Source organism: Nodosilinea sp. LEGE 07298, assembly GCF_015207265.1.
Taxonomy (GTDB): domain Bacteria; phylum Cyanobacteriota; class Cyanobacteriia; order Phormidesmidales; family Phormidesmidaceae; genus Nodosilinea.
In genome coordinates this window covers 1-22,660 of sequence record NZ_JADEXE010000026.1, presented here as the reverse complement: position 1 = coordinate 22,660, position 22,660 = coordinate 1, and the positions used below count along the sequence as shown (strand labels likewise).

At 55.8% G+C, this 22,660-nt stretch carries 16 protein-coding genes; 9 read left to right on the top strand and 7 right to left on the bottom strand.

Annotated features, from left to right (window positions below; genetic code table 11):
* Positions 1-379 precede the first annotated feature (379 nt).
* From gyrA to IQ273_RS05745, 7 genes are all read left to right on the top strand, one after another.
* The gene (gene gyrA / locus IQ273_RS05775) at positions 380-2,908 is read left to right on the top strand and encodes a DNA gyrase subunit A (RefSeq protein WP_194022220.1); all 2,529 of its coding nucleotides are present in this window, start codon (positions 380-382) and stop codon (positions 2,906-2,908) included.
* 135 nt (positions 2,909-3,043) lie between these two features.
* On the top strand, positions 3,044-4,348 hold the full coding sequence (locus tag IQ273_RS05770; RefSeq protein WP_194022219.1) for an ABC transporter ATP-binding protein: 1,305 nt from the start codon (positions 3,044-3,046) through the stop codon (positions 4,346-4,348).
* Positions 4,349-4,423: 75 nt separating this feature from the next.
* Positions 4,424-4,933, top strand: a complete 510-nt coding sequence (locus IQ273_RS05765; RefSeq protein WP_194022218.1) for a hypothetical protein — start codon at positions 4,424-4,426, stop codon at positions 4,931-4,933.
* A 504-nt stretch (positions 4,934-5,437) separates the two neighbouring features.
* Positions 5,438-5,836, top strand: a complete 399-nt coding sequence (locus IQ273_RS05760; protein WP_228052415.1) for a hypothetical protein — start codon at positions 5,438-5,440, stop codon at positions 5,834-5,836.
* Between the two features lie 268 nt (positions 5,837-6,104).
* Positions 6,105-7,487, top strand: a complete 1,383-nt coding sequence (trmFO, locus tag IQ273_RS05755; RefSeq protein ID WP_194022216.1) for an FADH(2)-oxidizing methylenetetrahydrofolate--tRNA-(uracil(54)-C(5))-methyltransferase TrmFO — start codon at positions 6,105-6,107, stop codon at positions 7,485-7,487.
* A 158-nt stretch (positions 7,488-7,645) separates the two neighbouring features.
* The gene (locus tag IQ273_RS05750; RefSeq protein ID WP_194022215.1) at positions 7,646-7,891 is read left to right on the top strand and encodes a hypothetical protein; all 246 of its coding nucleotides are present in this window, start codon (positions 7,646-7,648) and stop codon (positions 7,889-7,891) included.
* A gap of 587 nt (positions 7,892-8,478) precedes the next feature.
* On the top strand, positions 8,479-9,150 hold the full coding sequence (locus IQ273_RS05745) for a PD-(D/E)XK nuclease family protein (protein WP_228052414.1): 672 nt from the start codon (positions 8,479-8,481) through the stop codon (positions 9,148-9,150).
* 167 nt (positions 9,151-9,317) lie between these two features.
* On the opposite strand, the gene IQ273_RS05740 is transcribed toward IQ273_RS05745, so the two are convergent.
* The 6 genes from IQ273_RS05740 to IQ273_RS05715 all read right to left on the bottom strand — a co-directional run bounded on the left by IQ273_RS05740 (position 9,318) and on the right by IQ273_RS05715 (position 16,358).
* Complete coding sequence (locus IQ273_RS05740; RefSeq protein WP_194022214.1) at positions 9,318-9,839, bottom strand: CHRD domain-containing protein; 522 nt, start codon at positions 9,837-9,839, stop codon at positions 9,318-9,320.
* Between the two features lie 157 nt (positions 9,840-9,996).
* The gene (locus IQ273_RS05735) at positions 9,997-11,178 is read right to left on the bottom strand and encodes a benzoate/H(+) symporter BenE family transporter (protein WP_194022231.1); all 1,182 of its coding nucleotides are present in this window, start codon (positions 11,176-11,178) and stop codon (positions 9,997-9,999) included.
* 39 nt (positions 11,179-11,217) lie between these two features.
* A complete protein-coding gene (locus IQ273_RS05730; protein ID WP_194022213.1) occupies positions 11,218-12,078 on the bottom strand; it encodes an AraC family transcriptional regulator in 861 nt (286 codons plus the stop codon).
* On the bottom strand, positions 12,075-12,815 hold the full coding sequence (locus IQ273_RS05725) for a GDSL-type esterase/lipase family protein (protein ID WP_194022212.1): 741 nt from the start codon (positions 12,813-12,815) through the stop codon (positions 12,075-12,077). The genes IQ273_RS05730 and IQ273_RS05725 overlap by 4 nt, the downstream gene beginning before the upstream one ends.
* A 460-nt stretch (positions 12,816-13,275) precedes the next feature.
* A complete protein-coding gene (locus IQ273_RS05720) occupies positions 13,276-14,520 on the bottom strand; it encodes an AAA family ATPase (RefSeq protein WP_194022211.1) in 1,245 nt (414 codons plus the stop codon).
* Positions 14,517-16,358: a tetratricopeptide repeat protein gene (locus IQ273_RS05715; RefSeq protein WP_194022210.1), complete on the bottom strand. Its 1,842-nt coding sequence runs from the start codon at positions 16,356-16,358 to the stop codon at positions 14,517-14,519. Before IQ273_RS05715 ends, IQ273_RS05720 begins: the two co-directional genes overlap by 4 nt.
* Positions 16,359-16,954: 596 nt before the next feature.
* Here IQ273_RS05715 and IQ273_RS05710 point away from each other — a divergent pair.
* Positions 16,955-18,043, top strand: a complete 1,089-nt coding sequence (locus IQ273_RS05710; protein WP_194022209.1) for an AI-2E family transporter — start codon at positions 16,955-16,957, stop codon at positions 18,041-18,043.
* A 122-nt stretch (positions 18,044-18,165) separates the two neighbouring features.
* On the top strand, positions 18,166-18,822 hold the full coding sequence (locus tag IQ273_RS05705) for a GIY-YIG nuclease family protein (RefSeq protein ID WP_194022208.1): 657 nt from the start codon (positions 18,166-18,168) through the stop codon (positions 18,820-18,822).
* A 148-nt stretch (positions 18,823-18,970) separates the two neighbouring features.
* Here the strand turns inward: IQ273_RS05705 and IQ273_RS05700 are convergent.
* Positions 18,971-22,660 (bottom strand): hypothetical protein (locus IQ273_RS05700; RefSeq protein WP_194022207.1); only part of this gene is annotated, 3,690 nt, incomplete at its 5' end.

The window sequence follows — 22,660 nt, the reverse complement described above, 5'->3', positions numbered from 1 at the left end:
AATATGGTAGTAGAACGTAAATTGAGCGGTTGATGCAACGTGTTATCCAAAGTATCAATGCCAGATGTTGATGTATTGGGCTGTAATAGTCTTCAGGTAGGCCATTGAACGACCGAGCCCTGAACCACCGAGGATAGACGCTTCCATATCTGCAACTTAAGCCCAGCAAACATAACAGGCCCAGATCCTTGCCATGGCTATAGGCTTGCCTATTAAGTTACAGCATTGTTAAGGCCAATCTATGATAAGCCAATTAAATTTGCCCCGATTTAGACCATAAATTGAAGATAAACATGTTGTTTTGAGCCGTCGCTATAGCTAAACTCAACTACCGCCCGGTCTAAACCACCGACCTTCGTCTCATCCAGGAATCCCGCCCATGGCCGATCAACTTGACATCCTTGCCTCCGGGCAAATTGTGCCCACCTCACTCCATACCGAGGTGCAGCGGTCGTACCTGGAATACGCCATGAGCGTGATTGTGGGCCGGGCTTTACCTGACGTGCGCGACGGTCTCAAGCCGGTACACCGCCGCATTCTCTATGCCATGCACGAGCTGGGGTTAACCCCCGATCGCCCCTACCGTAAGTGCGCTCGCGTGGTGGGCGATGTGCTGGGTAAGTACCACCCCCACGGCGACCAGGCGGTGTACGAAGCGCTGGTGCGGATGGTGCAGACCTTCTCTAGCCGCTACCCGCTGCTGGATGGCCACGGTAACTTTGGCTCGGTAGACAATGACCCTCCGGCGGCCATGCGCTACACCGAAACCCGCCTGTCACCGGTCAGCAACGAGGCCCTGCTCAGCGACATTAGCGAGGCCCTGGTCGACTTTAGCGACAACTTCGACAGCTCTCAGCAGGAGCCGGTGGTGCTGCCCACCCAACTACCCAACCTGTTGCTGAACGGGTCTTCGGGCATTGCTGTGGGCATGGCCACGAATATTCCACCCCACAATATGGGCGAGGTCGTCGATGGGCTAGTGGCGATGATCGATCGCCCCAACCTCACTGATGACGAGCTGTTTCGCCTGATTCCTGGCCCCGACTTTCCGACCGGTGGCGAGATCATTAGCACCGATGGCATTCTGGAGGCTTACCGTACCGGGCGGGGTAGCATTCCGGTGCGCGGCATTTGCCAGTTTGAGGAAGTTCACCCCGGCAAGGGGCGGCAGCGGCGCAACGCCATCATCGTCACCGAACTGCCCTACCAGGTAAATAAAGCTGGCTGGATTGAGAAGATCGCCCAGCTGGTCAACGCGGGACGGTTAGAGGGGATTGCCGATATTCGCGATGAGAGCGATCGCGACGGCATGCGGGTCGTCATTGAGTTGAAACGCGACACCCCAGCTCAGCGGGTGCTGCAAGACCTCTACCGCACTACCCCTCTACAAAGCAACTTCGGCGTGATTATGCTGGCCCTTGATGATGGCCAGCCCCGCCAGCTGCCCCTGCGCGACGTAATGCAGGCGTTTCTCAACTTTCGCGAGACCACGCTCACCCGCCACTACCAGCATCAGCTCGAAAAAACCGAAGCCAAGCTGCACATTACCGAGGGGCTGATCACCGCCCTCAACAACCTCGATGCCATCATCGACATTTTGCGCAACGCCCCCGACGGCACCAGTGCAAAACAGACCTTTCAGCAGCGGTTTGATCTCAGCGAGCGCCAGTCAGACGCCATTTTGGCCATGCCCCTGCGCAAGCTCACCGGCATGGAGCGTCAGGGCTTAGAAACCGACTTTACCGAATTGACTCAGCGCCGCGACGACCTGACTCGGCTACTGGCGGACCGCCGCGAACTGCTCAAGGCGATGAAAAAAGAGCTTAAGGCGCTGAAGAAAAAGTTCAGCGACCCCCGCCGCACCCGCATTCAAACTGAGGCCGAGCGGGCCGAAGAATCGCAGCAGGTCGAAGAGATTATTGCCGAAACCGTCGAAGAAGCAGCAGTGGTCGAGTTCACTCAAAAGGGCTATGTGCGGCGGTTTTCTCACAAATCCTACCAGCGGCGACAGGCCCGACTGGAAACCGACACCAACCCCAAACTCCACGAGATTGACGAAGACCCCGTGGTGCAAATCGAACCTGCCCTGACCACCCAGGAGGTGTTGACGATTACCCGCGATGGCCGCGCCTTTACGGTCGCCGTTGAAACGATTCCGGCCAACCCGCGCCAGAGCAAGGGTGCGCCGCTGGTGAACCTGCTGCCCGGCTCAGTACCCCCCGACGCCGATGCGATCGTGGCCCAGCTTGTCATTCGGGACGATCTGCTAGAACACGACCTCATTTTCTTGACCAAGAAGGGCAAGATCAAGCGCGCCCCGCTACAAGAATTTACGAACCTGACAGGGCGCGGGTTGACGGCGATGAAAGTCAAAGACGGCGATGAGCTGGCCTACGTTACCCTAGCGGAGTTGGGCGATGACCTGGTGTTGGGCACCACAGGCGGGCGGCTGCTGCGCTTCCCCATCGACGACGATAACCTGCCGATTTTAGGTCGCGCCGCCCAGGGGCCGCAAGGCATTCGCATGGGCAAGCAAGAAACCCTAGCGGGCTGTGTGCGAGTGCAGTCGAGCAAAGACTGCCTGCTGCTGGTGACAGCGGCGGGCTATGGCAAGCGGCTGCCCATCGAAGGTATGCGGGTGGCCAAGCGAGGCGATATTGGCACTCAATCGTTCCAGTTCAGCCTCAAGAGCGATCGCCTGATGGCTATGCTGCCAGCGGTTCCAAAAGAGTCTGTGACGGTGTTTACGAGCGGCGATCGCACGGCGGTCATCCCCGTAGATTCGGTGCCGCGCCAGGGCAGAACTGGGGAGAGCGATCGCATTGTCAAGCCTAACAAAGGTGAAACTATCACCCAGGTACTGCGCGTTACCCCACCCGACCAGAGTGCTTTGGCAGAAGAAGAGTAAGATAAATTTTGGATTTTAGATTTTGGATTTGCGACCACCGTAAGCTGTATTAGCAATGCAATGCAATGCACTTACGGTGAGGTTGCTGAGCCTCGATCTAAACGTTCGTCTTGCCCCTCACTAGCCCAACCCACCGTGGCCCAAGTCGCAATCGAAAACGTCTACAAAACCTTTCCTAAGTCTCGTCAGGTCCACGAGGCAGAGAATGCTTTAGATACCGACCACGACGCAGCGGCAGTACTCAAGCGCATCAACCTCTCCATTGAGGACGGCGAGTTTATGGTGCTGGTTGGCCCCTCGGGCTGCGGCAAAAGCACCCTACTGCGGCTGATTTCGGGGCTGGAGGAGATTACCGGGGGTAGCATTTGGGTGGGCGATCGCAAGGTCAACGACCTGCCCCCCAAGCAGCGCGACACCGCCATGGTGTTTCAGAGCTATGCCCTCTACCCCCACCTGAGCGTCTACGACAATCTGGCCTTTGGCCTGCGCCGCATGGGGGCCGACCTCGAACAGTCCCTGCCCTCCCTTGAATCAAACCAAAAACCGTTTTCCCTCAGCGACTCGCCCGCCAACCAGGAGCTAGAGCGCCTGCTGACCGAGAGCCGCTGGTGGGAAAAGCCCCTCGTCTCTGTAACTCGCCGCCTGCCCCCCAGGCTGCGCTACGTCTCTGAGGCTGAGCGGTTGATCGACGAGCGGGTGCGGTCAGTCGCCAAAATGCTGCAAATCGACATGCTGCTGGGCCGCTACCCCCGCCAGCTTTCGGGCGGGCAGAAGCAGCGGGTGGCCCTGGGCCGAGCCATGGCCCGCAACCCCCAGGTGTTTTTGATGGATGAACCGCTCTCGAACCTGGATGCCAAACTGCGGATGGAAACCCGCGCCCAAATTGTAAATTTGCAGCGGCAGCTGGGCATTACCACCATCTACGTCACCCACGACCAGGTAGAGGCGATGACCATGGGCCACCGGATTGCGGTAATGCATCAGGGCCAAATTCAGCAGGTGGCCTCACCGCTAGAGCTGTACAATCGCCCCGCCAACCGCTTTGTGGCTGGCTTCATTGGCTCGCCGCCGATGAACGTCATTCCGGTGCAGGTGCAGGCTCCGTTTTTGTTGGTGCACCCCGAATTTCGCCTGTCGCTACCTAGCAGTTGGGATGATCGCCTGCTGCCCTACGACCATCGCGATGCGCTACTGGGCATTCGCCCCGAGCACCTGAGCCTGGCCCTGCCTGCGCCTAAGAATATTCGCGGCCACATCACCCACCTCGAAGCCCTGGGCAGCGAAACCTACCTGACGGTGAAGAGCGAGGCGCTGACGCTGTTGGCCAAAATCCCCCCTGACCAGCCTGCTCGCATTGGCGATGAGGTGTGGCTGGCGATCGCGCCTGAAAAAGTTCATTTGTTTGACCCAGAGAATGACACCTCCCTTTGGAGCAGCTAACCCTCTGGACCCGCAGAGATCCGCAGAAATTCACAGAGATCCACGCCAACCAGCCACGCCAACCAGGGAAGCACCTTGCGTAACACCCGTTTTGGTAAAAACCAGCTACTCTCAGGGCTGACTCTAGTCGGCGCTATGGTCATGACTTTTTTAATGGTGCAGGCTCCCTGGGCGCACCCGCTTCGCGCCGTAGCGCTGTTAGCCCTCCCCGGTGTGCAAGGTGCCCTAACGGCCCGAAATGCCTTTAACCAGAGCCGTCTGGCCCAGTTTAATGCGGGGCTTGTAATCGCAGAGCTAATCGGTGCGGGGCTGCTGGGGATAGCCGCCGCGATCGCGCTACTGGGTGCCAGGTCGCTGCCGGTACTCTATAGCAGCTGGGTTGTGGCGGCGATCGCCACCCTAATTCTGGTCATTGCCGCCGCCCTTGATCTGATCCAAGCTATGCGACGCAGGCAAAATCAGCGCCCCATATTGACCAAGCTGTTGCTGCAAAGCCTAGCGCTGATTTTCTACGGCATTCTGCTGCTGTGGATGGGGTTGCTGTTTTTGCTATCGCTGACGGGCGAGTCGTATATGGGGAATTAATGGTAAATTTTATATTTTTATATACGTTTTATTTAGAAGTTGCTTGAAGGAAGAGCTGCTGCAATATTGAATCTCTGCCCCACCAACTATCGACCACCGTTGAACCATACTATTAACTTAGCACCTAAATTATTCAGCGCTTGCGTCCCCCAAAAGTTAGATCTTCTAAGTAGTCCGTAGGGTATGGCGACTCTCAAGTGAGTAAGCCGTACAACGGCTGAGTTCTAGATCCCCCAGTTTTTGGCTATCTAAGCTTCACTCTGTTAGTAAGGGAACAGGAGGGATCATTGCGGTGTACTTCGCCGCCGTGAAACCCATTATACTGCCAGTCTAGTCTACCTAAATAGCTACCGTTTTAAGCCCTTCAGGCTAGAGCAATTCTGTCTTTGGAATGGTTTAGCCCATGAGTTGAATGAAGTAAGAATAGAAGGCTAACTCTTTTGGAGATTGAATTTTATGAAGTCAAGCCATTTTACAAAAGGGCTTTCGACTGCAGGTCGATGGATGGCTACAACCCTGTTTCTTCTGTCTGCGATCGCATTTGTTTGGCAGGGCACATTTTTTGCCAATACCTCAGCTCTGGCAGCCCCGACTGGAACCCTAATTGCAGCAGCGGATGCAGGCGATCGGGTTAAAGGTGCCGCCGATGACGTTGAGAAGGGTTCTAAGAACATTATCCGGAGTGCAGAGGATAGCGTTAAGAGTGCCGCTAACCAAAATGCTGCTAAGGTCGATCGGGCTGATGACGACGGAACTTTTGTAGAGCGTAAAGCCAAAAGAGACCGAAATCGCATTGAGCAAAAAGCGTCGGAAGACGCCGATCGGACGGAGCGAGCCGCAGAAAAATCTATGAATGCTGTCGAGCGTGCCGTCGACAACATCAAAGATGCCTTTAATGATTAGGTAGCGGCTGTTCCTAACAGCTGCGCTTGAGGTCAATGTATGTTGATTGGCCTTTAGCGTTTTGACCTTGGAATGTTCTATCTAAACAAACATTTGAGTGCCATCGGGCAATACGGCTTTGCCTGGTACTGAAACGCTGTAAGTCTGAGGGGAGCGATCGCTCCCCTCAGACTTACAGCAATGATTTGAGCTACTCGGGCGGGGTGATGCGGATAAGCTTAGGGTAGAACCCGTTATCCTAGAAAAGCTGAGTTTTGAGGGCTACGCAGTGCACCCAGACCCCATTCATGTAATCGGCGGCGGGCTGGCCGGTACCGAGGCCGCCTGGCAGATTGCCCAGGCCGGGGTGCCCGTGGTGCTGCACGAAATGCGCCCGCAGAAAAAGTCGCCTGCCCACCACAGCGAGCATGTGGCCGAGCTGGTGTGCAGCAACTCCTTTGGGGCGATGTCGAGCGATCGTGCCTCGGGCCTGCTCCACGAAGAGCTACGCCAGCTAGGCTCGGTAGTCATTGGCAAAGCCGACCAGCACCAGGTGCCCGCTGGCGGTGCCCTGGCGGTCGATCGCGGCATCTTCAGCCAAGACCTGACCACAACTCTAGAGCAGCACCCGCTAATCGAGCTGCGACGCGACGAGGTAACCAGCATTCCCGACGACGGTATTGTGGTGCTGACTACTGGCCCCCTGACCAGCGATGCCCTCTCGGTCGATCTGGAGCGGTTTACGGGTCAGGGCTATATGAGCTTTTTTGATGCCGCCAGCCCAATTGTGGTGGGCGAAAGCATTGATCAGGGGGTAGCATTTATGGCCTCGCGCTACGATCGCGGTGAGGCGGCCTACCTTAACTGCCCCATGAACCGGGAGCAGTACCTGCACTTTTGGACTGAGCTGTGCAATGCAGAGCAGGCCGAACTCAAAGACTTTGAGCGCGAAACCGCCAAATTTTTTGAAGCCTGTCTACCGATCGAAGAGATGGCTCGGCGCGGCGAAGACACCATGCGCTACGGTCCGCTGAAGCCAGTGGGCCTATTCGACGCGCGGCTGGGTGACTTTAAAGCGCCTGAGAACAAGAGCAAAAAACCCTACGCTGTGGTGCAGCTGCGCCAGGAAGACAAGGGTGGTCAGCTGTGGAATATGGTGGGCTTTCAAACTAACCTGCGCTGGGGCGAGCAGGCGCGGGTGTTTCGCCTTATTCCGGGGCTGGAGCAGGCTGAGTTTGTGCGCATGGGCGTTATGCACCGCAACACGTTTTTAAATTCGCCGGAGCTGCTGCACAACACGCTGCAATTTAAGGCGCGGCCAACCCTGCTGGCGGCGGGGCAACTGGTGGGTACTGAGGGCTATACGGCGGCGGTCGCAGGCGGATGGCTGGCGGGTACGAACGCGGCCCGCCTAGCTTTGGGCCAGGAGCTGCTAGATTTGCCGGTGACGATGATGCTGGGGGCACTGGTCGATTTCATTACCTCGGCGGAGCCCAAGCACTTTCAGCCGATGCCACCGAACTTTGGCATTTTGCCACCGCTACCGACCAAGGTGCGCGGTAAGAAAGAACGCTACGGCCAGTACCGCGATCGCGCCCTCAGCGATTTAGAAACCTGGGCTAGCGATCGTAGCTTAGCCCTACACCACCTGGCTTTGAGCGCCATAGCCTAAGCGCTAGGTTTGAACCCACTGCGCTTCTGTCTAGAGAAATAGCTAGAATGTGTTAGTACTCTATCTTGCGAATTATTGCAACCCCTTAATAATTTGCTAAGATTTTCAACGGTTAAGGGAAGGTTATAATCAGGTTAATAATATGAAGGGGGTGACTCATGACCCAATTTAATGCTTCCAATCGCCGCGATCTCGACAATTTTCTCTGCCCCCGCAGCAGTTATTACGGTGAATTTTCGCCCCAGCAGTTGACATTTAATGCCAACCTGCAAGAGTTTGCCCACCGAATTAGCTATATTTCGGGTCTGCAAACTGGCGGCAAAATCTCGTCCGATGAAGCTTATAACCAAATTAAGTCGCTTTACAAGCAGCTCAAGCGGAGCAAAAAAGGGCTAGAAATTTAAGCCTATGAGCATAATTGATCGTTAGCCAGGCGGTGCTAGCGTAGGTGAAAATGCGATCGACGTGTTTTTACTAATCCACAATTTAGCGGTTGAATGCGGCCATTCTTTGCAGCTTAGCAAGGGATGGTTCGTTGTTTTTTGTACTGATTGCTATCGATCGTAAGTGAGGTTTATTAATCGAACTTGGCGTCAGGGAAAGCCCCGAAACTGCATTCTTACGATGAGACCAACTGAACTAAATTGTAGTCTTTTAATGAGATTATCTAGACTTGCCTTGACAAGCATTTCTTATTATAAGACTCAACTTTCTCTTCTCAAGTCCAATAGTGCTTAGAGTAAGTCCTAAAACAAGACAAGAGATTTTGTTCCAAAGGTGTAGGTACTTGAAGGTGAGAGGTTAAAAGATACTTGGAGTATTTCGCTTTGAATAGCTGCCACTGAACAGCTAGCGATTGCAATATGCAGATAAGTCTTGCATTGAGACTAGCTACACGTTTTTTGAGTCTAATTTTAAGGTTTATGAGTCTCACGATTAAGCGCACTGGTTAGCGTATGCTCTAGTCTGATTGCGGTGGGTTACCCCTGTGATGGTGCACAAACTTCCGCGCTACTCGGCCAAACGGGTGCGGCGCGAACGCAAAATTCTCTACGAGATTGAGGGGCGCTGCTACCCTGGCGTAACAACGGTGCTGTCGGCGACTAAACCCCGTGAAGCGCGGGATGCACTACAGCGCTGGCGGCAGCGGGTGGGGGTAGACGCGGCTCAGCAGATTTCGGGCAAGGCATCCTCGGCGGGAACGCGGCTGCATAAGCAAATTGCAGCCTATCTAAACGACGAAATAGTTGAAATTCCGGCTGATTTGACCGGTTATTGGGAGTCTGTTCAGCCCGTGCTGACTGAGATAGACGAGGTGCTGCTGGTGGAAGGGGCGGTGTGGCACGAGGCCGGATTTATTGGCTTTCCCGATGCGCTGGTGGTGATGAAGGGAGAGCTGTACCTGTGCGATTGGAAGACGGCGCTGCGGCCCAAGCAGCCCCAGTGGCTATGCGATTATTTTTTGCAGATTGCGGCCTACCGACAGGCAGCAATCCAGGTTTATGCAGACTTTGGTTTAGAGGTGCAAAAGGGGTTGATTGCGATCGCCCTGGCTGATCAACCCGCCCAGCTCTTTGAAGTTGCCGCTGCCGAGATGGAAGAGCACTGGCAGGAGTTTGAGCAGCGACTGTGGAAATTTGAGCGGCGACGGCTGAGGCAGTAGGTCACTGGGCTAGATGAATTGAACAAAAGACGGGCGATCGCGAGCATAGGGTTATTGCGCTCGCGATTGCCCGTCCTTAAAGGGCTGCAAATTCGTAGCGCTGGCTAGCTAGTGCTCGATATGTATCCTAAACCCTTAGAACCGGTCAAAATCGACTTGGTCAAGTACTAGTGAGAATGCCCATGAAGCTGCCCACGAATAGCCCCATCGGGAAACTGGGGGTTGTGAACGTTGATGTAAAAACTAGAGGGATTGTTCAGGATGCGCTGCACAATCCCGGCTTCACCAGTCGGGAATTTGCCCTCTTCGCCTTCAGTTAGACAGTCGCCTGCATTGCCATCTTCGGGGCCAGCCAGCGCGGCAACGACCGGGCCATTCTCTCCCATCGCCCCTTCATGAATGTGGGCGGCCATGCCATCGCCCACGGGGACTCGCTGCACGCCAGATACTTCTAGTACATAACACAACGTGGTTGGATCGCCGTCGACGCCAAAGACGTAGGCACTGCCGGTGCCGGTGGCATCTCCCACGACTTGGCTAGGATCGCTGCCGACTTCGGCGCTGCCGTCAAGGTGGGTATCTAGGATGGTATTGGTGTGGCCTGCATAGGCGCTTTGGGGTAAGGTAACGCCAAACGTCAGGGCTGCTGCACCCAATACAACGCTAAACCCCTGAATCTTGTTTTTCATGTTTGTTCTCGCTAAATTCTATTTTCAGCCAATGTAAGAATGGCTTAGAGCAGTCATGCCGTTGGGCAGGCCGCCTTGTGTTCTTAGTACGTGTGAAAGGCAGAATTGGATTCATAGACAGCCAGGTCGGTATTCGCCCGATTGCGGTAGTCTTGGCTCACCTCAATGCTTTGGTTCGCCCGATCGCCAGCGCCAGGGCTCCGGCGATTAGGCCCCAGAAGGCGGAGCCGATACCGAGCAGGGTAACGCCAGAGGCAGTGACCAGGAAGGTGATCAGGGCGGGTTCGCGATCGCGTTCGTCGCGCAGGGCGGTAAAGAGGCCATTGCCAATAGTGCCGAGCAGGGCCAAACCGGCGATCGCCAGCACCAGTTCTGAAGGGAATGCGGCAAATACGGCGGTGACGGTGGCCCCAAACAGGCCGAGCAGCAGGTAGAAAAAACCGGCGGCGATCGCGGCGACGTAGCGTTTATCTGGGTCTTCGTGAGCTTCGCGCCCCATACAAATAGCAGCGGTAATGGCAGCCAAATTGATTGCAAAGCCGCCAAAGGGCGCGAGCAGCACGGTGGCGGCCCCGGTCCAGCCAATGACAGGCGAAATGGGCACCGAGCTATAGCCCGAGGCTCGCAAAACCGCGACCCCCGGCACGTTTTGGGAGGCCATCGTGACGACGAACAGCGGCAGGGCAACGCCGACGAGCGCTCCCAGCGAGAACCGAGGCATGGTAAAGACGGGCTGAGCCAACTGTAGGCTGACGCCATCGAGCTGAATTTGATTTTGGAGGGCGGCGATCGCAATGCCCACCGCCAGCGCACCCACTACGGCATAGCGAGGATTGGCGCGGCGCATATACAAATAGACGCAGAACATGGCGAAGGTCATTGCAAACTGGCTTTGCATGGCCGTAAATACGTCTAGCCCAAAGCGCAGCAGCACCCCGGCCAGCATTCCCGCTGCAATAGACAGGGGAATGCGGTTCATCAGCCGCTCAAACCAGCCGGTAAACCCAGCCAGGGTAATCAGCAACCCCGACACCAAAAACGCCCCGATCGCCTCGGCCATCGGCACCCCCACCGCCGCCGTAATCAGCAGAGCGGCCCCCGGCGTAGACCAGGCGGTAACAACCGGGGCCTGGTAGCGCAGCGAAAGGCCTATGCTGGTCAGCGCCATGCCCAACCCCAGCGCCCACATCCATGAGGCCATTTCGGCTGGGGTCGCATTGAGCGCCTGGGCGGCCTGAAACACAAGCACCGCCGAACTGGTAAAGCCCACCAGCACGGTAACAAAGCCTGCAATGATCGCAGAGAGAGACACGTCTTTGAAAAATGCCCTGGCCGCCATGGTTCTGCCGATAAAGGTTTGGCTCAAGGTTAAAGAACATCAGCGGCTGGCGTCTTGGATCAAATTGCCCTGGCGGTACTGCCCTGGGGTAACGCCAAAGGTCTTCTTAAAAGCGCGGTTGAGGTGGCTTTGGTCGCAAAAACCGTGGGCGATTGCAAGGTCGGCAAGCGGTTGGTCGCTGTGGAGCGATCGCTTGGCCTGCACCAATTGCCAGTGGCGCTGATAGCTGTGGGGCGGCAACCCCACCTGCTGCCGAAAGCTGCGAATTAGATAAAAGGGGCTAAACCCTACCAGCCGCGCCAGAGTATCGATCGAAATTTGGTCGGCGTAGTGGGTTTTGAGATAGGCCTGCACCTGAGCGATGGCGCTGCTGGTGGGCTCTGGCCACTGCCAGCGGCGCTGCCTGTCGCCGTAGCGATCGATTAAATGGGCCATTAGCTCCAGCAGCAACGAGTCTCGCTCTAGCTGTGGCGTGGGCTGACTGAGGGCGACAAACAAGCGGCTAAACATAGCCTGCCCAAGGGCATCGGTGCTGGTCTGTAAGGCGATCGCAAAGTAGGGCAGCTCTGGCCCTGGCCAATCTAGCTGAGCCAAAATCTGCTGCATTTTTGGCACGCTGATGTAGAGGTTGCGAAAGCCCCAGCCAGCCTCAGCCTGTACCTGCCCGGTGTGCACCTCGCCCGGATGGATCAGCTTAAAGCTGCCGGGCTGGGCGTAGTGATGGCCGCCCCGGTAGAAAAAGCCGCCCACGCCCAAATGGGTAAAGCCAATCGTGTAAGCCTCGTGCATGTGTTTGGCAAAGGCGTGGCGGTAGAGCTGAGCGTTGTATAGCTCTATGCCCGCAACCCCAGACGGCCACAGGCGAGAAACCTCGGCTCGTTGCGTTCCTGAAGGCGTCATTTGGCAACCACGGCGGCGATTAACGGGCGCAGGTGCTCAACCCAGCGGGCATAGCCTTCTCCATTTAAATGCAGACCATCGGCGGTGCAGGTCGGATCGATCTGGCCGTTGACCATAAAGAGCGAGTGGAGATCGACATAGCGATAGTTTAGAGCCTCTGCCAGGGCGGCGATACCCTGACTGAGCTGAAGAATTTTGGGGTTGAGACTTGGGAAAACCAAATCGCTCACGGGCAGCACGCTTTGCACATAGACCTGGGTTTGGGGGGCACGCTGCTGGATCAGAATCAAAATTTGCTGATAACGGCTGAGCACTTGCTTGGGCGATCGCCCCAAAACAATCAGGTCATTGATGCCAATCATCAGAAAAATTGCCTGGGGCGGCGTTTGGAGCAGAGCAGGCAAACGTCGCAGCACGCCACTGATGGTATCGGCACTAATGCCGCGATTGCAGATTGTCGCGTCAGGAAACCAGTCGGACCATTCCCCCTCATCGGTAATGCTGTCGCCCAGGAAAAGGATGTCGTTTATACCAACGGGGAGTTTTTCGAGCTGGCTCTGGCGATGGCGGTAGTAGGGCGCGTTGTAAATGGCGGCTTCGCGACTGGGCTGGCGCTGCCACCGTTGCTGCAAATAAGCCCATCCTCCCCGACGGACAATGACGAGAACCCCCAGGGCCAGTAACACAATGTTTAGACTGACTGAACCTAGACTGATCCAGGGGGCGATCGCGGCCATCAGTCTTACTCACCAAATCTTCTCCACTACCGTAATGCATCGCAGGGCGAGAGAGCCCCGTAAGCGAAGGGGTAATGGGTTACCAAGACAGCAAGAGGCAACGGAGCCATAGCCCCTGGCCGAGCAAGCTTAAAGGCAATCTATTTGTCTCGCATTGAGACCAGACTGAACCGTATTAAGTCTCTTTATTTGCAGAGATAGTCTCATGAAGAGATTTGTTGACCCGGTTTTCTCTTGTGTCTTTTCGGGTGGCAGGGTGAGTTAGTCTAGGTGGTTTCAGGTACCCTTGCAGAGAAGGGTCGGTTGGCATTCAGCCGCAAATATTCCCGCAAGATGGCCCTGAGAGAGTCGTTAAGAGGGGCGAAAATTTAGTCCAAAATTAGTCCAACAAAAAAGCTTAATCTCCAGACCCCATTCCTGCAGAGGCTTCTGGAGCTTTGATAATTTGCATAGTACGCAACTATTCAAGCGCTGGCGGTAGGGCGATGGGGGCAAAGGCTTTGCTGTCATCTTGGTCGAGTTGGTGGGCAAGATCAGCTGCTTCTAGCCGTTCTAGAAACGGCAAAATCTCGCTGAAGCTGCGAAGCCCCAGTTGTTCCAGGTCTTCGTAGGTAATGGTTTCGTCAGAGATTGGTCCTCGCTGTTCTAGAAATGCTCGCACTCGTTCTTCTTGAACGCTGAGGGCAGCCCGTTCTCTCAGTTCTGGGGCAGCCGCCTTTAGCCCCTGGGCCAATACCTCTGAGTCGATCAAAGTAGCCTGCATATTAGCGGCGGTGTCGAGTACGGTATTGCCGAGCCGATTAAACAACCGGGGCTTGCCTAGCGATACTTCGCAGAAGTGCTTGGCGGCCTCTGGAGTAAACGGCAGCACCGATCGCGGATCGTCGGGATCAGTACTACCTTTATTAATACGAGCGCTGTTGAGGTAGTTGATCAGCATTTTGTAGGTCGTGGGCTGATCGAGTTCTTCGAGCTTGAGTTGCAGGTCAAACAAACCCCGCTCGCTGGTCAACAAATCTCCAGTAATGCCCATGGGGTGCCCGGTGAGTATAAACCAGGCCCGCCCTTTCAACATGCCCTGGGCATCGTGCATCATCTGGCGCACCGCGCTGGGGTTGCGTTTGTCTAGGTCGTCGATGGCGATTACAACGCCCTGGGGATATTTCTCTTGGGCGCGTTCTAGCAGAGTATCGAGGCTAACGGTGGGGTATAGCGGCTTGGTAATGGGCAAATCTTTCTCAGTCACTTTGCCGCTAATGACCAGGTTGCCGCCCGCTTCTGCACTGCGCTCTTTAAGAATTTTAGCGGTCGGAATCCCCATTTGGTAGAGCTGCCGCTGTGCCCATTCGTCATCGGCCATTTCGCGGGCAACGGCAATAAGGGCAGTAGTCGCCAGGTCTAGATCAGCCGGTAGAGAAATGTAGGCGGTAGGCATCTGTGGGCGCTTGCGGCGCAAGACAGACAGCACCTCTCGCAAAAAGGCGCTTTTGCCGATGCCAATGCGGCCATAGACCAAAACCCGTCGCCGCTCCCGGCTTTGAAATAGGTTAAACACCCGTCGCAGCTCAGCTTCGCGCCCGGTGAAGATGTACTGTAGCGTTTCACTTTCGAGGTCAGGCGGGCTTTCTGTAAACGGAATTTCGCACAGGCCCAACCCCTGCACGTTGCTGGTTGATTGATCAAAAATATCGTCGGCGGCGGTCATGCGGGCACCTCGCTCAGCTGCTGTTCTGCCCGCTGGGCCGCCTGGTAAAGGTTATCCACTTCTCTTACCCTGTTTTGTCGATCTAACTGCTGGTAAAGATCGCGGGCTTGCTGTAGCTCGGCCATACCCTTTTTGAAATAGCCCTGGGAGGCCAACACACTCCCTAAGCCATGACGACTCTGGGCAATGCCGGGCTGATCGTTCAGGTGCTCGTATAGGCGCAGGGCATCGCGGTAGTAGAGACGAGCATTATCCCAATCAGATAGGGTTTCGTGGGCGCGCCCCGTTTGGTACAACGCATTGGCGTGGGCGAGTTGGTCATCCCCTTCGCTGAGCAGTCTGACGCTGTTGAGCAGGAGCTGTAGCCCCTCCTGCCACTGGCCTTCACGCACCAGGCGGCTACCTAAAACAGATTGCGTAGTTGGCAGCGCTTGCCAAATTTTTTCGCGATCGTAATGCTCTGGGCTAATGGCATCTAAAGCGGTTTTATAAGCTTTAAGCGCGTCTTGTAGGTCGTTGGCATTTTGATTTAGCTCAAACCGGCGCGATAGCGCATTGCCCAGCCGATACTGAGAGTCAATAAAGCCTGGGCTGCCAGGCACAGCAACTTCCAAAGCCTCTTTTAGCAGCGTAATAGCAGTATCTAAGTCATCTGAATTATCTGTCAGCGAGGCTTGATTGATTAGTGCTTCTGCTAGACACCCCTGGTTCTCGGCCCACGATAGCGGAAACGCCTCTTGTGTGAAAACCTGAGCAGCCTCTTGGTACAAATCCACTGCTGTTCTCAAATTGTCGCTTTGCTCACCAAGAATGCGATCGCAATAGGCACTGGCCAGATTATGCTTACTTCTCGCCCAACTTTCTGGAAATGCATTACGGGTGCAAACCTGAAGCGATAATTCATAGGCCGTAATAGCCTGCTCTAGGTTTTGAGCCCGATCGCCTCGAATGCGATTGCTATAGGCAGTGCCGAGATTGTTTTCTGCCCTGGCCCAAGCTTCTGGGAAAGCTTCGCGAGTGTGCACCTGAAGTGATAACTCATAGGCGGCAAGCGCCTGTTCTAGATTTTCGGCCCGCTCACCTCGAATGCGATTCCCATAGGCAGCGCTGAGATTAGTCTGTGACCTTGCCCAATCTTCTGGGAAAGCAGCGCGAGTGTAAACCTGAAGTGATAAGTCATAGGCAGCGATCGCCTTTTCTAAGTTCTCAGCCTTGTCACCTCGAATACGGGCCTGATAGGCATTACCAAGGTTATTTTGTGATCTTGCCCAATACTCTGGGAGGGTATCGCGAGTGTAAATTTGAAGTGACAACTCGGAGGCCACGATAGCCCGCTCTATATTTTCGGCTCGATCGCCCCGAATACGATTGCAGTAAGCATCGCTAAGATTATTTTGTGACCTTGCCCATTCTTCTGGAAATGTGTCAGAGGTGTAGATCTGAAGCGATAATTCGTAGGCCATAATAGCTTGGTCTAAGTTTTCAGCCCGATCGCCGCGAATACGATTGCTATAGGCATTGCCGAGATTATTTTGTGACATCGCCCATTCTTCTGGAGATGTGTCGCGAGTGCGAACCTGAAGTGATAATTCACAAGCTGTTATAGCTTGTTCAAGATTCTCGGCCCGATCGCCGCGAATACGATTGCTATAGACATTGCCGAGATTATTTTGTGACATCGCCCATTCTTCTGGAAATGTGTCGCGAGTATAGACTTGAAGTGATAATTCATAAGCCGCAATAGCCTGTTCTAGGCTCTCGGCCCGATCGCCGCGAATACGATCGACATAGGCATTGCCGAGATTGTTTTGTAACAGCGCCCACTCTTGTGGAAACATATCGCGGGGATACACCTTTAACGCAACTTGATAAGCTGCAATGCTTAACTCTAGGTTTAAAGCTCGATCGCCTAGTGGAAAATCCCCAACTGTATTACCGAAAACCAAAAACAGTGTTGCAACATTTTGTTTATCTCCAAACTTCTGATCTGCCAGTAGCTTAGGAAATATGTAGGACAAAGCATCTAAAAGGTGTTCGTCTAGCTTGGCTAAGTTTGCCTGCAAAAACTGCTCGACCTGCCGCTTATCTCCCTTAGCTTTGGCATAGCACTTGCCAAATGCACGCATAAACTGGGTAGCATTGCGAGTGGGTACCACTTTTGGCTGTCCAAATCCTTTGCCCATAACACCCTCTGCGCCAGCTCACACATCATCAACAGTGCCTTCAGTTCAATGGTAGTGCCATATTTCTCAAAACTCCCACCCCATCCTGAGCGCTTAGCGAAGCTATAGAGCGACGCTCCACAACTGTTCCCTTGCGTAGAGGCGGGGCTAGCTTAAACCACCTACTATCGGGCCAGGTGAGCTAGGGCAGTAGTCACTCGCCATCTGAAATAGCTCACAAGCATTATCGATAGACCACTGGAGACAGACCTATGCGTCTAGGAAAATGGGTCGGCCTGCTGGCCCTGGGGGTCGCTATCTACTTGCTCTGGGAAATTCGCCAGGTGCTGCTGCTCTTATTTGCAGCCGTTGTAATAGCGACCGTGCTAAACCGGATGGTGCGAGTTTTACGGCGGGGGGGAATTAAACGAGGATTTGCGATCGCAATCACCATTGCCCTGCTGATGCTGATCGTCTTTGGCCTCTTTGCTATCATTCTGCCCCGATTTATCGACCAGCTGCAAAATTTAAGTGGGCTGCTGCCAGCGGCGATCGAACGCCTGGGTACCATTTATGACTGGTTTCAAAGCCGCATTCCTGGTATGGCCCTAGGCGAAAACCAAGGTGTAGACCGCCTGTTCGATCAAGCCCAGGCGCTGATATCTAGCACCGTTGGCAATTTTTTCACCATCCTCAACTCGTCGATTAACGTAGTAGTCAATTTATTTCTTGTACTAGCCGCTACCATCATGCTGCTGGTCAATCCTGGCTCCTACCGACGCACCTTCATTACCGCCTTTCCCGCCTTTTACCGCGATCGCGTCCACGATATTTTAAACCAGTGCGAACATTCCCTGGTGGGCTGGTTCCAAGGCACCCTGGCGGGCATGGTAACAATCGGTACCCTGAGCTACATTGGGCTATTGATTTTGGGAGTGCCGCTGCCCCTGGTCAACGCCATTCTCGCCGGGCTGCTAGAGATTATTCCTAACATCGGCCCCGTTATTAGTGCTGTTCCACCGATCCTACTGGGTCTGCTAGACGCTCCCTGGAAGGGGTTTGCCGTGCTGATCTTATACTTCTTGATTCAGCAGTTTGAAAGCCTGGCTTTAATGCCCATCCTCATGAAGCAGACCGTCTCACTCATGCCCCTGTTTACGCTGCTTTCGGTCGTCATATTTGCAGCCTTATTTGGGTTCCTGGGGCTATTTTTGGCGGTCCCACTGCTGATTGTGGTGCAAATTTGGCTGCAAGAAGTGCTGATCAAAGATGTAATGGACACCTGGCAAGCCCCCTCATCTCCCCCCCACCGCGACCAGGTACAGCCGCGATCGGCTGGGTTCAATGACTCAGCTCCATAGGCATTTACCCAGTCGGTTTCGCGGGTGTTGGTGGGTGAGACGAAGGGGTTGCACAGCCTCAACGTCACAGGTTGAGGCGATTCAGATCATAATGGAGCCGTGTTATCAACGTAGGAAAACCTGTGACCTCCGAAAACCCAAACGCGATCGAGCATCAGAACGTCCCCGTCGAGCATCGCAGTCTCCACGACTTTCTGTACAGTGCTGCCGACGAACATGCCGCCGATACCACCGCCGCCCCGGCCGTAGACTCGACCAGCGATACTCCCATCCCCATTGCCGACTGGTGCGAACAAACCCAGGATGTAAAGGTGACCGGGGTCTATGCCGTACTCGATTGCAATCGCCAGACACAGTTTATTGGCATTTCCCGCAACGTATCGCTATCGTTGCGCAGCCACCTCGACCAAAAAGGGGACGCCACTTGTGCCTTTGTCACGGTGCAACCCTTTCAGTTTCCCAGCCGAGAGGCCATGGCCGCCCTGCGGGATGACTGGATTGCAGCATTGCCCAGCCCCCCGCCTGGCAATGTAGACGGCACCTGGGCCGGTACCATTCGCGAAGCAGCCACCCAAACCATGTCTGCCGCCGAACGAGAAGCCTACGAAGCCAAAAAGCTAAAGCTCCGTCGCGCTATGGCCGATGGTGCCCTGTCTAAAGAGCAAGATTTGGCTCAGAAGGCCCAGGCAGGCGATGCCCAAGCCGATCTAGCCGCCGCCATGACCGATGACAACTGGAGCGCGTTGGTGCGCGATCAAACCCAGGAAACCCAGGCATGAGGTGAGCTACCTTGCGTCAACGCCGCCGCCGACCGACTTAAGCGGTATGAAACCACCCTGCCCCCCAAAAATGAAGGGGATTGCAGAGTGGAACTTAGGCTGTAGCTGACGGACGCGGGAACCGCCATGGTTAACCGCGCTAATGGGGCTAACTGGCAGCCTCTGTGACCACCATAATGTTGTCATCGGGAAGTTTATCAATCAGCTTGTGGAGGGGGTCAATGCCCGCCCGCTGGGGAAGCTGATTGACGGTGATGGTCAACGTCATGGTGCCGCTTTGGATGGGGTGCTTTTTCAGGTAGATTAGTTTGCCATCGGTACCGTAGATGCCAATATCGATCTCCTCATTGTTAATGTCCGTTGGGGTTTCATTGCCCACCTCATCAGACCGCACCTTGGCCGCATTCACCGTTAGGGTGACGTCGAACTGGCCGTCGGGGCGCGGCTGCACGGTGGCAACTTCGACGCTGTTGTCGTAAAGCGTCACCGTTTCAAACAGGTCGGTGATCAGGTACTGGTACTGGGCGGGAGTCACGGCGCGCAGGGCGGCGACCAGATCCGTGGCGGCAGGGTATGGGGGCGGGTCGGAGAACTGCTGTAATAGGGTGGACAACGTCCCATTCACCGCCGCTTCGCCGATGTAGTCTTGCAGGGTGAACAGGGCCAGCCCGCCCTTTTGGTACACCAGATGGTTCGCGGTTGCCTCCACCAGATGCACATCGGATTCATCGCGTTTGCCCAGGTAGCCGTCCAGGTTTTTGCGGAGGGCCACCCCCAGGTTTTCGAGCCCGTATTCCTGGGCATAGACCTGGTTGGCGGTGTACTCCGCCAGAGATTCTGTCAGCAATTTTGCCCCGGGGAATTGGCCGGACGGGATGAGCTGTTGGCCCCACCACTGGTGCGCCACTTCGTGGGCGGCAATACGAAAAACCTCGTTGACCTGGGTGGGGTCACTGTCGTTGAGCTTGGACAGGTAGCCGAAGCCTTCCCCCCGAATGATGGTGCTGGGAAAGCTGATGGCCTCGGTGACGTAGGGCACCTCTACCATGCGCAGGGTGTTATGGGGAAAGGGGCTGAAGTTTTGGGTGGCGTAGGCGAGGGCTTGCTTCATGCCGCTGGCCATAGATTCCAGGTTGCGATCGTGGCCGGGGTGGTAGTACAGCTCGATGGCCACATCCTGCCACTGGTCGCGCAGCACCTCGTAGCGGCCTGAGATCACCTGGGCGTTGAGTTCAATGGGAGCCTGAGTCTGGTAGTGGAAATAATGCCGTTCGCCCTCGCTCCAGTCTTTCACCAGTTCGCCGGAGGTGAGGGCGATCTGATCGGCGGCGGTACTGAGGGTGGCCAAGAACTGCACCCGATCCACATCGGCGCGGTTACCATTGCGCTGGGTGGTACGGGCCGCCTCGGCAGCGGGGTCTAGGGGGGGCAACCCGGCGGCATCGCGCTTTTGTTCGTCCCTCAGCCGAGGGCGATCAAAAAATCCAACTACGGGCAAAACTTCCAGCAAGTTAACGTTCAGGCCGTTGGCCAAAAAGGAGCCAAGTTCCGGGTCTTCTCCCGTAAACCCAGCGGGGGGACGCATCACCAGATCAAAGGTGGCAGTGGCGGTGGCACCGGGGGGTAAGGGGGCAGCCAGCGTAATTTCGTAGGCCTGAAGCACAGGATGGGGCAAGCTCGCTGTGGCCGGACTCCCGTTGAGGCTGATCTGGTTGACCTGAAGGCCGTTGGCAACATTCAGCAGAACCCTATCAATGGACTTTTGGGTCTGGTTTTCTAGGGTGTAGGTGCCCTGCACCGCAAAGCGACCATCCGCTTCGGGGTACAGATCCCCCTGGAGATCGATCGCCGTGATTTTGGGCTGGGCGTCGATCAGACTGCCGTAGGCCTGCTCGTAGGCAATCATCTGGGTCTCACGCTGGGTACGGCTGAGGCTGGGGTTAAGGATTTGGGTGTTGTAGAAAATCCAGCTACCGAGCAGCAGCGCCGCCACGGCACTCAGCCCCACCACTGTTTGCATGGGTCGGGTAAAGCGCTGGCGGGCAATGCGCCAGCGTTGTTGGGGGGCCGTATCTACCCCGCGCACCCAAAACAGGGTGGCCACGCACAGCAGCAAAATGGCCACGGCCAGCCAGTAGGCCTGAAACCAGCGCACGGGCTCTAGCATGTTGCCAAAGCCGCTGATCTGGCTGTGATAGGCTTCGGGCCGATAGCCATACTGCAACAGCCGCACCGACTTAAACAGGCCCGACCCCTGGGCCAGCACAATGACGATGAAGGCGGAGATGGCGTAGCCCAAAAACTTTTGGTTCACCAACACCTGAATGGTGATGGCCAGGACACTCATCAACAGCAAATCCACCAGCACCAGGGTAAACAGCCCCACGGCGTAGACCCCCAGTTCATAGTTGGTGTATTGCTGTAGGGTTTGGCCCAAAATTCCCCCCACCGTTGTAAAGACCAACAACAGCGCCAGAATCAGCCCCATGGCCAGCAGCTTGCCCAGCACCAGCACCCAACTGCGCACGGGCAGGGGGTCGGTGAGGGGGTCTACCCTGGCCTCGCGATCGCGCCAGACCAGATCTCCGGCCAGAAACACGATCAGCAAGGGAGCCAGCAAGCCCAATACCAGGGCGGCGAATCTCACGACGAGGCCCGTGACTGGCAGCGTGGGCAAGCCAGATCCGTCCGTTGCAGTCGCAAGGAAGAGCCCCAGCAGCAAGGCGATGCTAATCACCAGCACCGCCAGCACCAGCGGGTTCCCAATCAGGCGTTTGGCCTCCATGCGGGCAATGCGCCAGACATGGCCCAACTGGGCCGCTGGGCCATAGTGAAACTGGGCTGCGGGGGTGTCCATCAGCGCCACCTCACCTCTGGATGGTGCGGTGGTAGCGACCTCAGCGGTTGCTTTTTTGCCCCCCAGCCAGCGCTGTTCGGCCCAGTCCAGCAGCCGCACGAACGGCGAAGGGGCGCGAGATTCCGCCGGCCCAGAAAAGCTAAATTGCCGCCACACCCCGCCAAAAAATACCCCACTTAACCCCAGCCACAGCAGCCGCGAGAGCCAGATCACCGAGGCCCAAGGTACCAGCCGAGTATTACGCTCCACCTGGGTCCAAAGCTGGGTGGCATAGTTCACACTGCCAAAGCCAAAGGGGTTGGCCAGTACCTGGAAAAACGTCCCCAGTTGGAGAAGGACTAAGATGTTTAACACAATAGTCGAGACAAAATACAGCCCCACAATGGCCAGGTAGCTGGGCAGGGTGCGACGGGTTTGCAGCCCCAGGGCAAAGCTAAACAGGCCAAAAATCAGGATATTGGGAATGACAAAGTACAGATAGGGCGACAGATAGCCCAGTAAGCGGAAGGGGCCAATGCGATCGGGGGTCATCCAGGGCAGAATTGTCCCCAGCCACAAGCCCAACCCCAGCCCCAGGAAAACGGCCAGGCTAATCAAAAAACTGGCGGTAAACCGCCCCACCAAAAACTGCCACTCCTTCAGGGGCGAGGTAAACAGCAGCCCATCCATGCTGGAGGTAAAGTCTTTGGTAGCCCGCTCTGCAAAAATGCCCGCCACCACAATCGCCAGGGGAATGCTCGCCCAAAATTCCACGGCACTCATAATCGCCAGGGGAGAGTTGGCGTAGGGCACCAGTTGCCCCGGTTTGGTAGCCATGTTCATGGCCTGGCGAGTCACCGTTGCGATGGGCCAATCGGTGCCCATCACATGCATTACCAGCAGCCCCAGAGCGAAGAAAAACCCAAAGGACAGCAGCACAAAGCGGGTGCGGAGGCTTTCTTGTAGCTCGAAGCGAAGGATCTCCCAGACGGGTTGCCAAGG

Excerpts from the sequence above, each read along its gene's own strand:
- IQ273_RS05760 (WP_228052415.1), top strand. The coding sequence starts at position 5,438 with ATGGCTACAACCCTGTTTCTTCTGTCTGCGATCGCATTTGTTTGGCAG.
- IQ273_RS05730 (WP_194022213.1), bottom strand. The coding sequence starts at position 12,078 with ATGACGCCTTCAGGAACGCAACGAGCCGAGGTTTCTCGCCTGTGGCCG.
- IQ273_RS05715 (WP_194022210.1), bottom strand. The coding sequence starts at position 16,358 with ATGTTTCCACAAGAGTGGGCGCTGTTACAAAACAATCTCGGCAATGCC.
- IQ273_RS05745 (WP_228052414.1), top strand. The coding sequence starts at position 8,479 with ATGGTGCACAAACTTCCGCGCTACTCGGCCAAACGGGTGCGGCGCGAA.
- gyrA (WP_194022220.1), top strand. The coding sequence starts at position 380 with ATGGCCGATCAACTTGACATCCTTGCCTCCGGGCAAATTGTGCCCACC.
- IQ273_RS05750 (WP_194022215.1), top strand. The coding sequence starts at position 7,646 with ATGACCCAATTTAATGCTTCCAATCGCCGCGATCTCGACAATTTTCTC.
- IQ273_RS05725 (WP_194022212.1), bottom strand. The coding sequence starts at position 12,815 with ATGGCCGCGATCGCCCCCTGGATCAGTCTAGGTTCAGTCAGTCTAAAC.
- IQ273_RS05740 (WP_194022214.1), bottom strand. The coding sequence starts at position 9,839 with ATGAAAAACAAGATTCAGGGGTTTAGCGTTGTATTGGGTGCAGCAGCC.
- IQ273_RS05720 (WP_194022211.1), bottom strand. The coding sequence starts at position 14,520 with ATGACCGCCGCCGACGATATTTTTGATCAATCAACCAGCAACGTGCAG.
- IQ273_RS05710 (WP_194022209.1), top strand. The coding sequence starts at position 16,955 with ATGCGTCTAGGAAAATGGGTCGGCCTGCTGGCCCTGGGGGTCGCTATC.
- IQ273_RS05735 (WP_194022231.1), bottom strand. The coding sequence starts at position 11,178 with ATGGCGGCCAGGGCATTTTTCAAAGACGTGTCTCTCTCTGCGATCATT.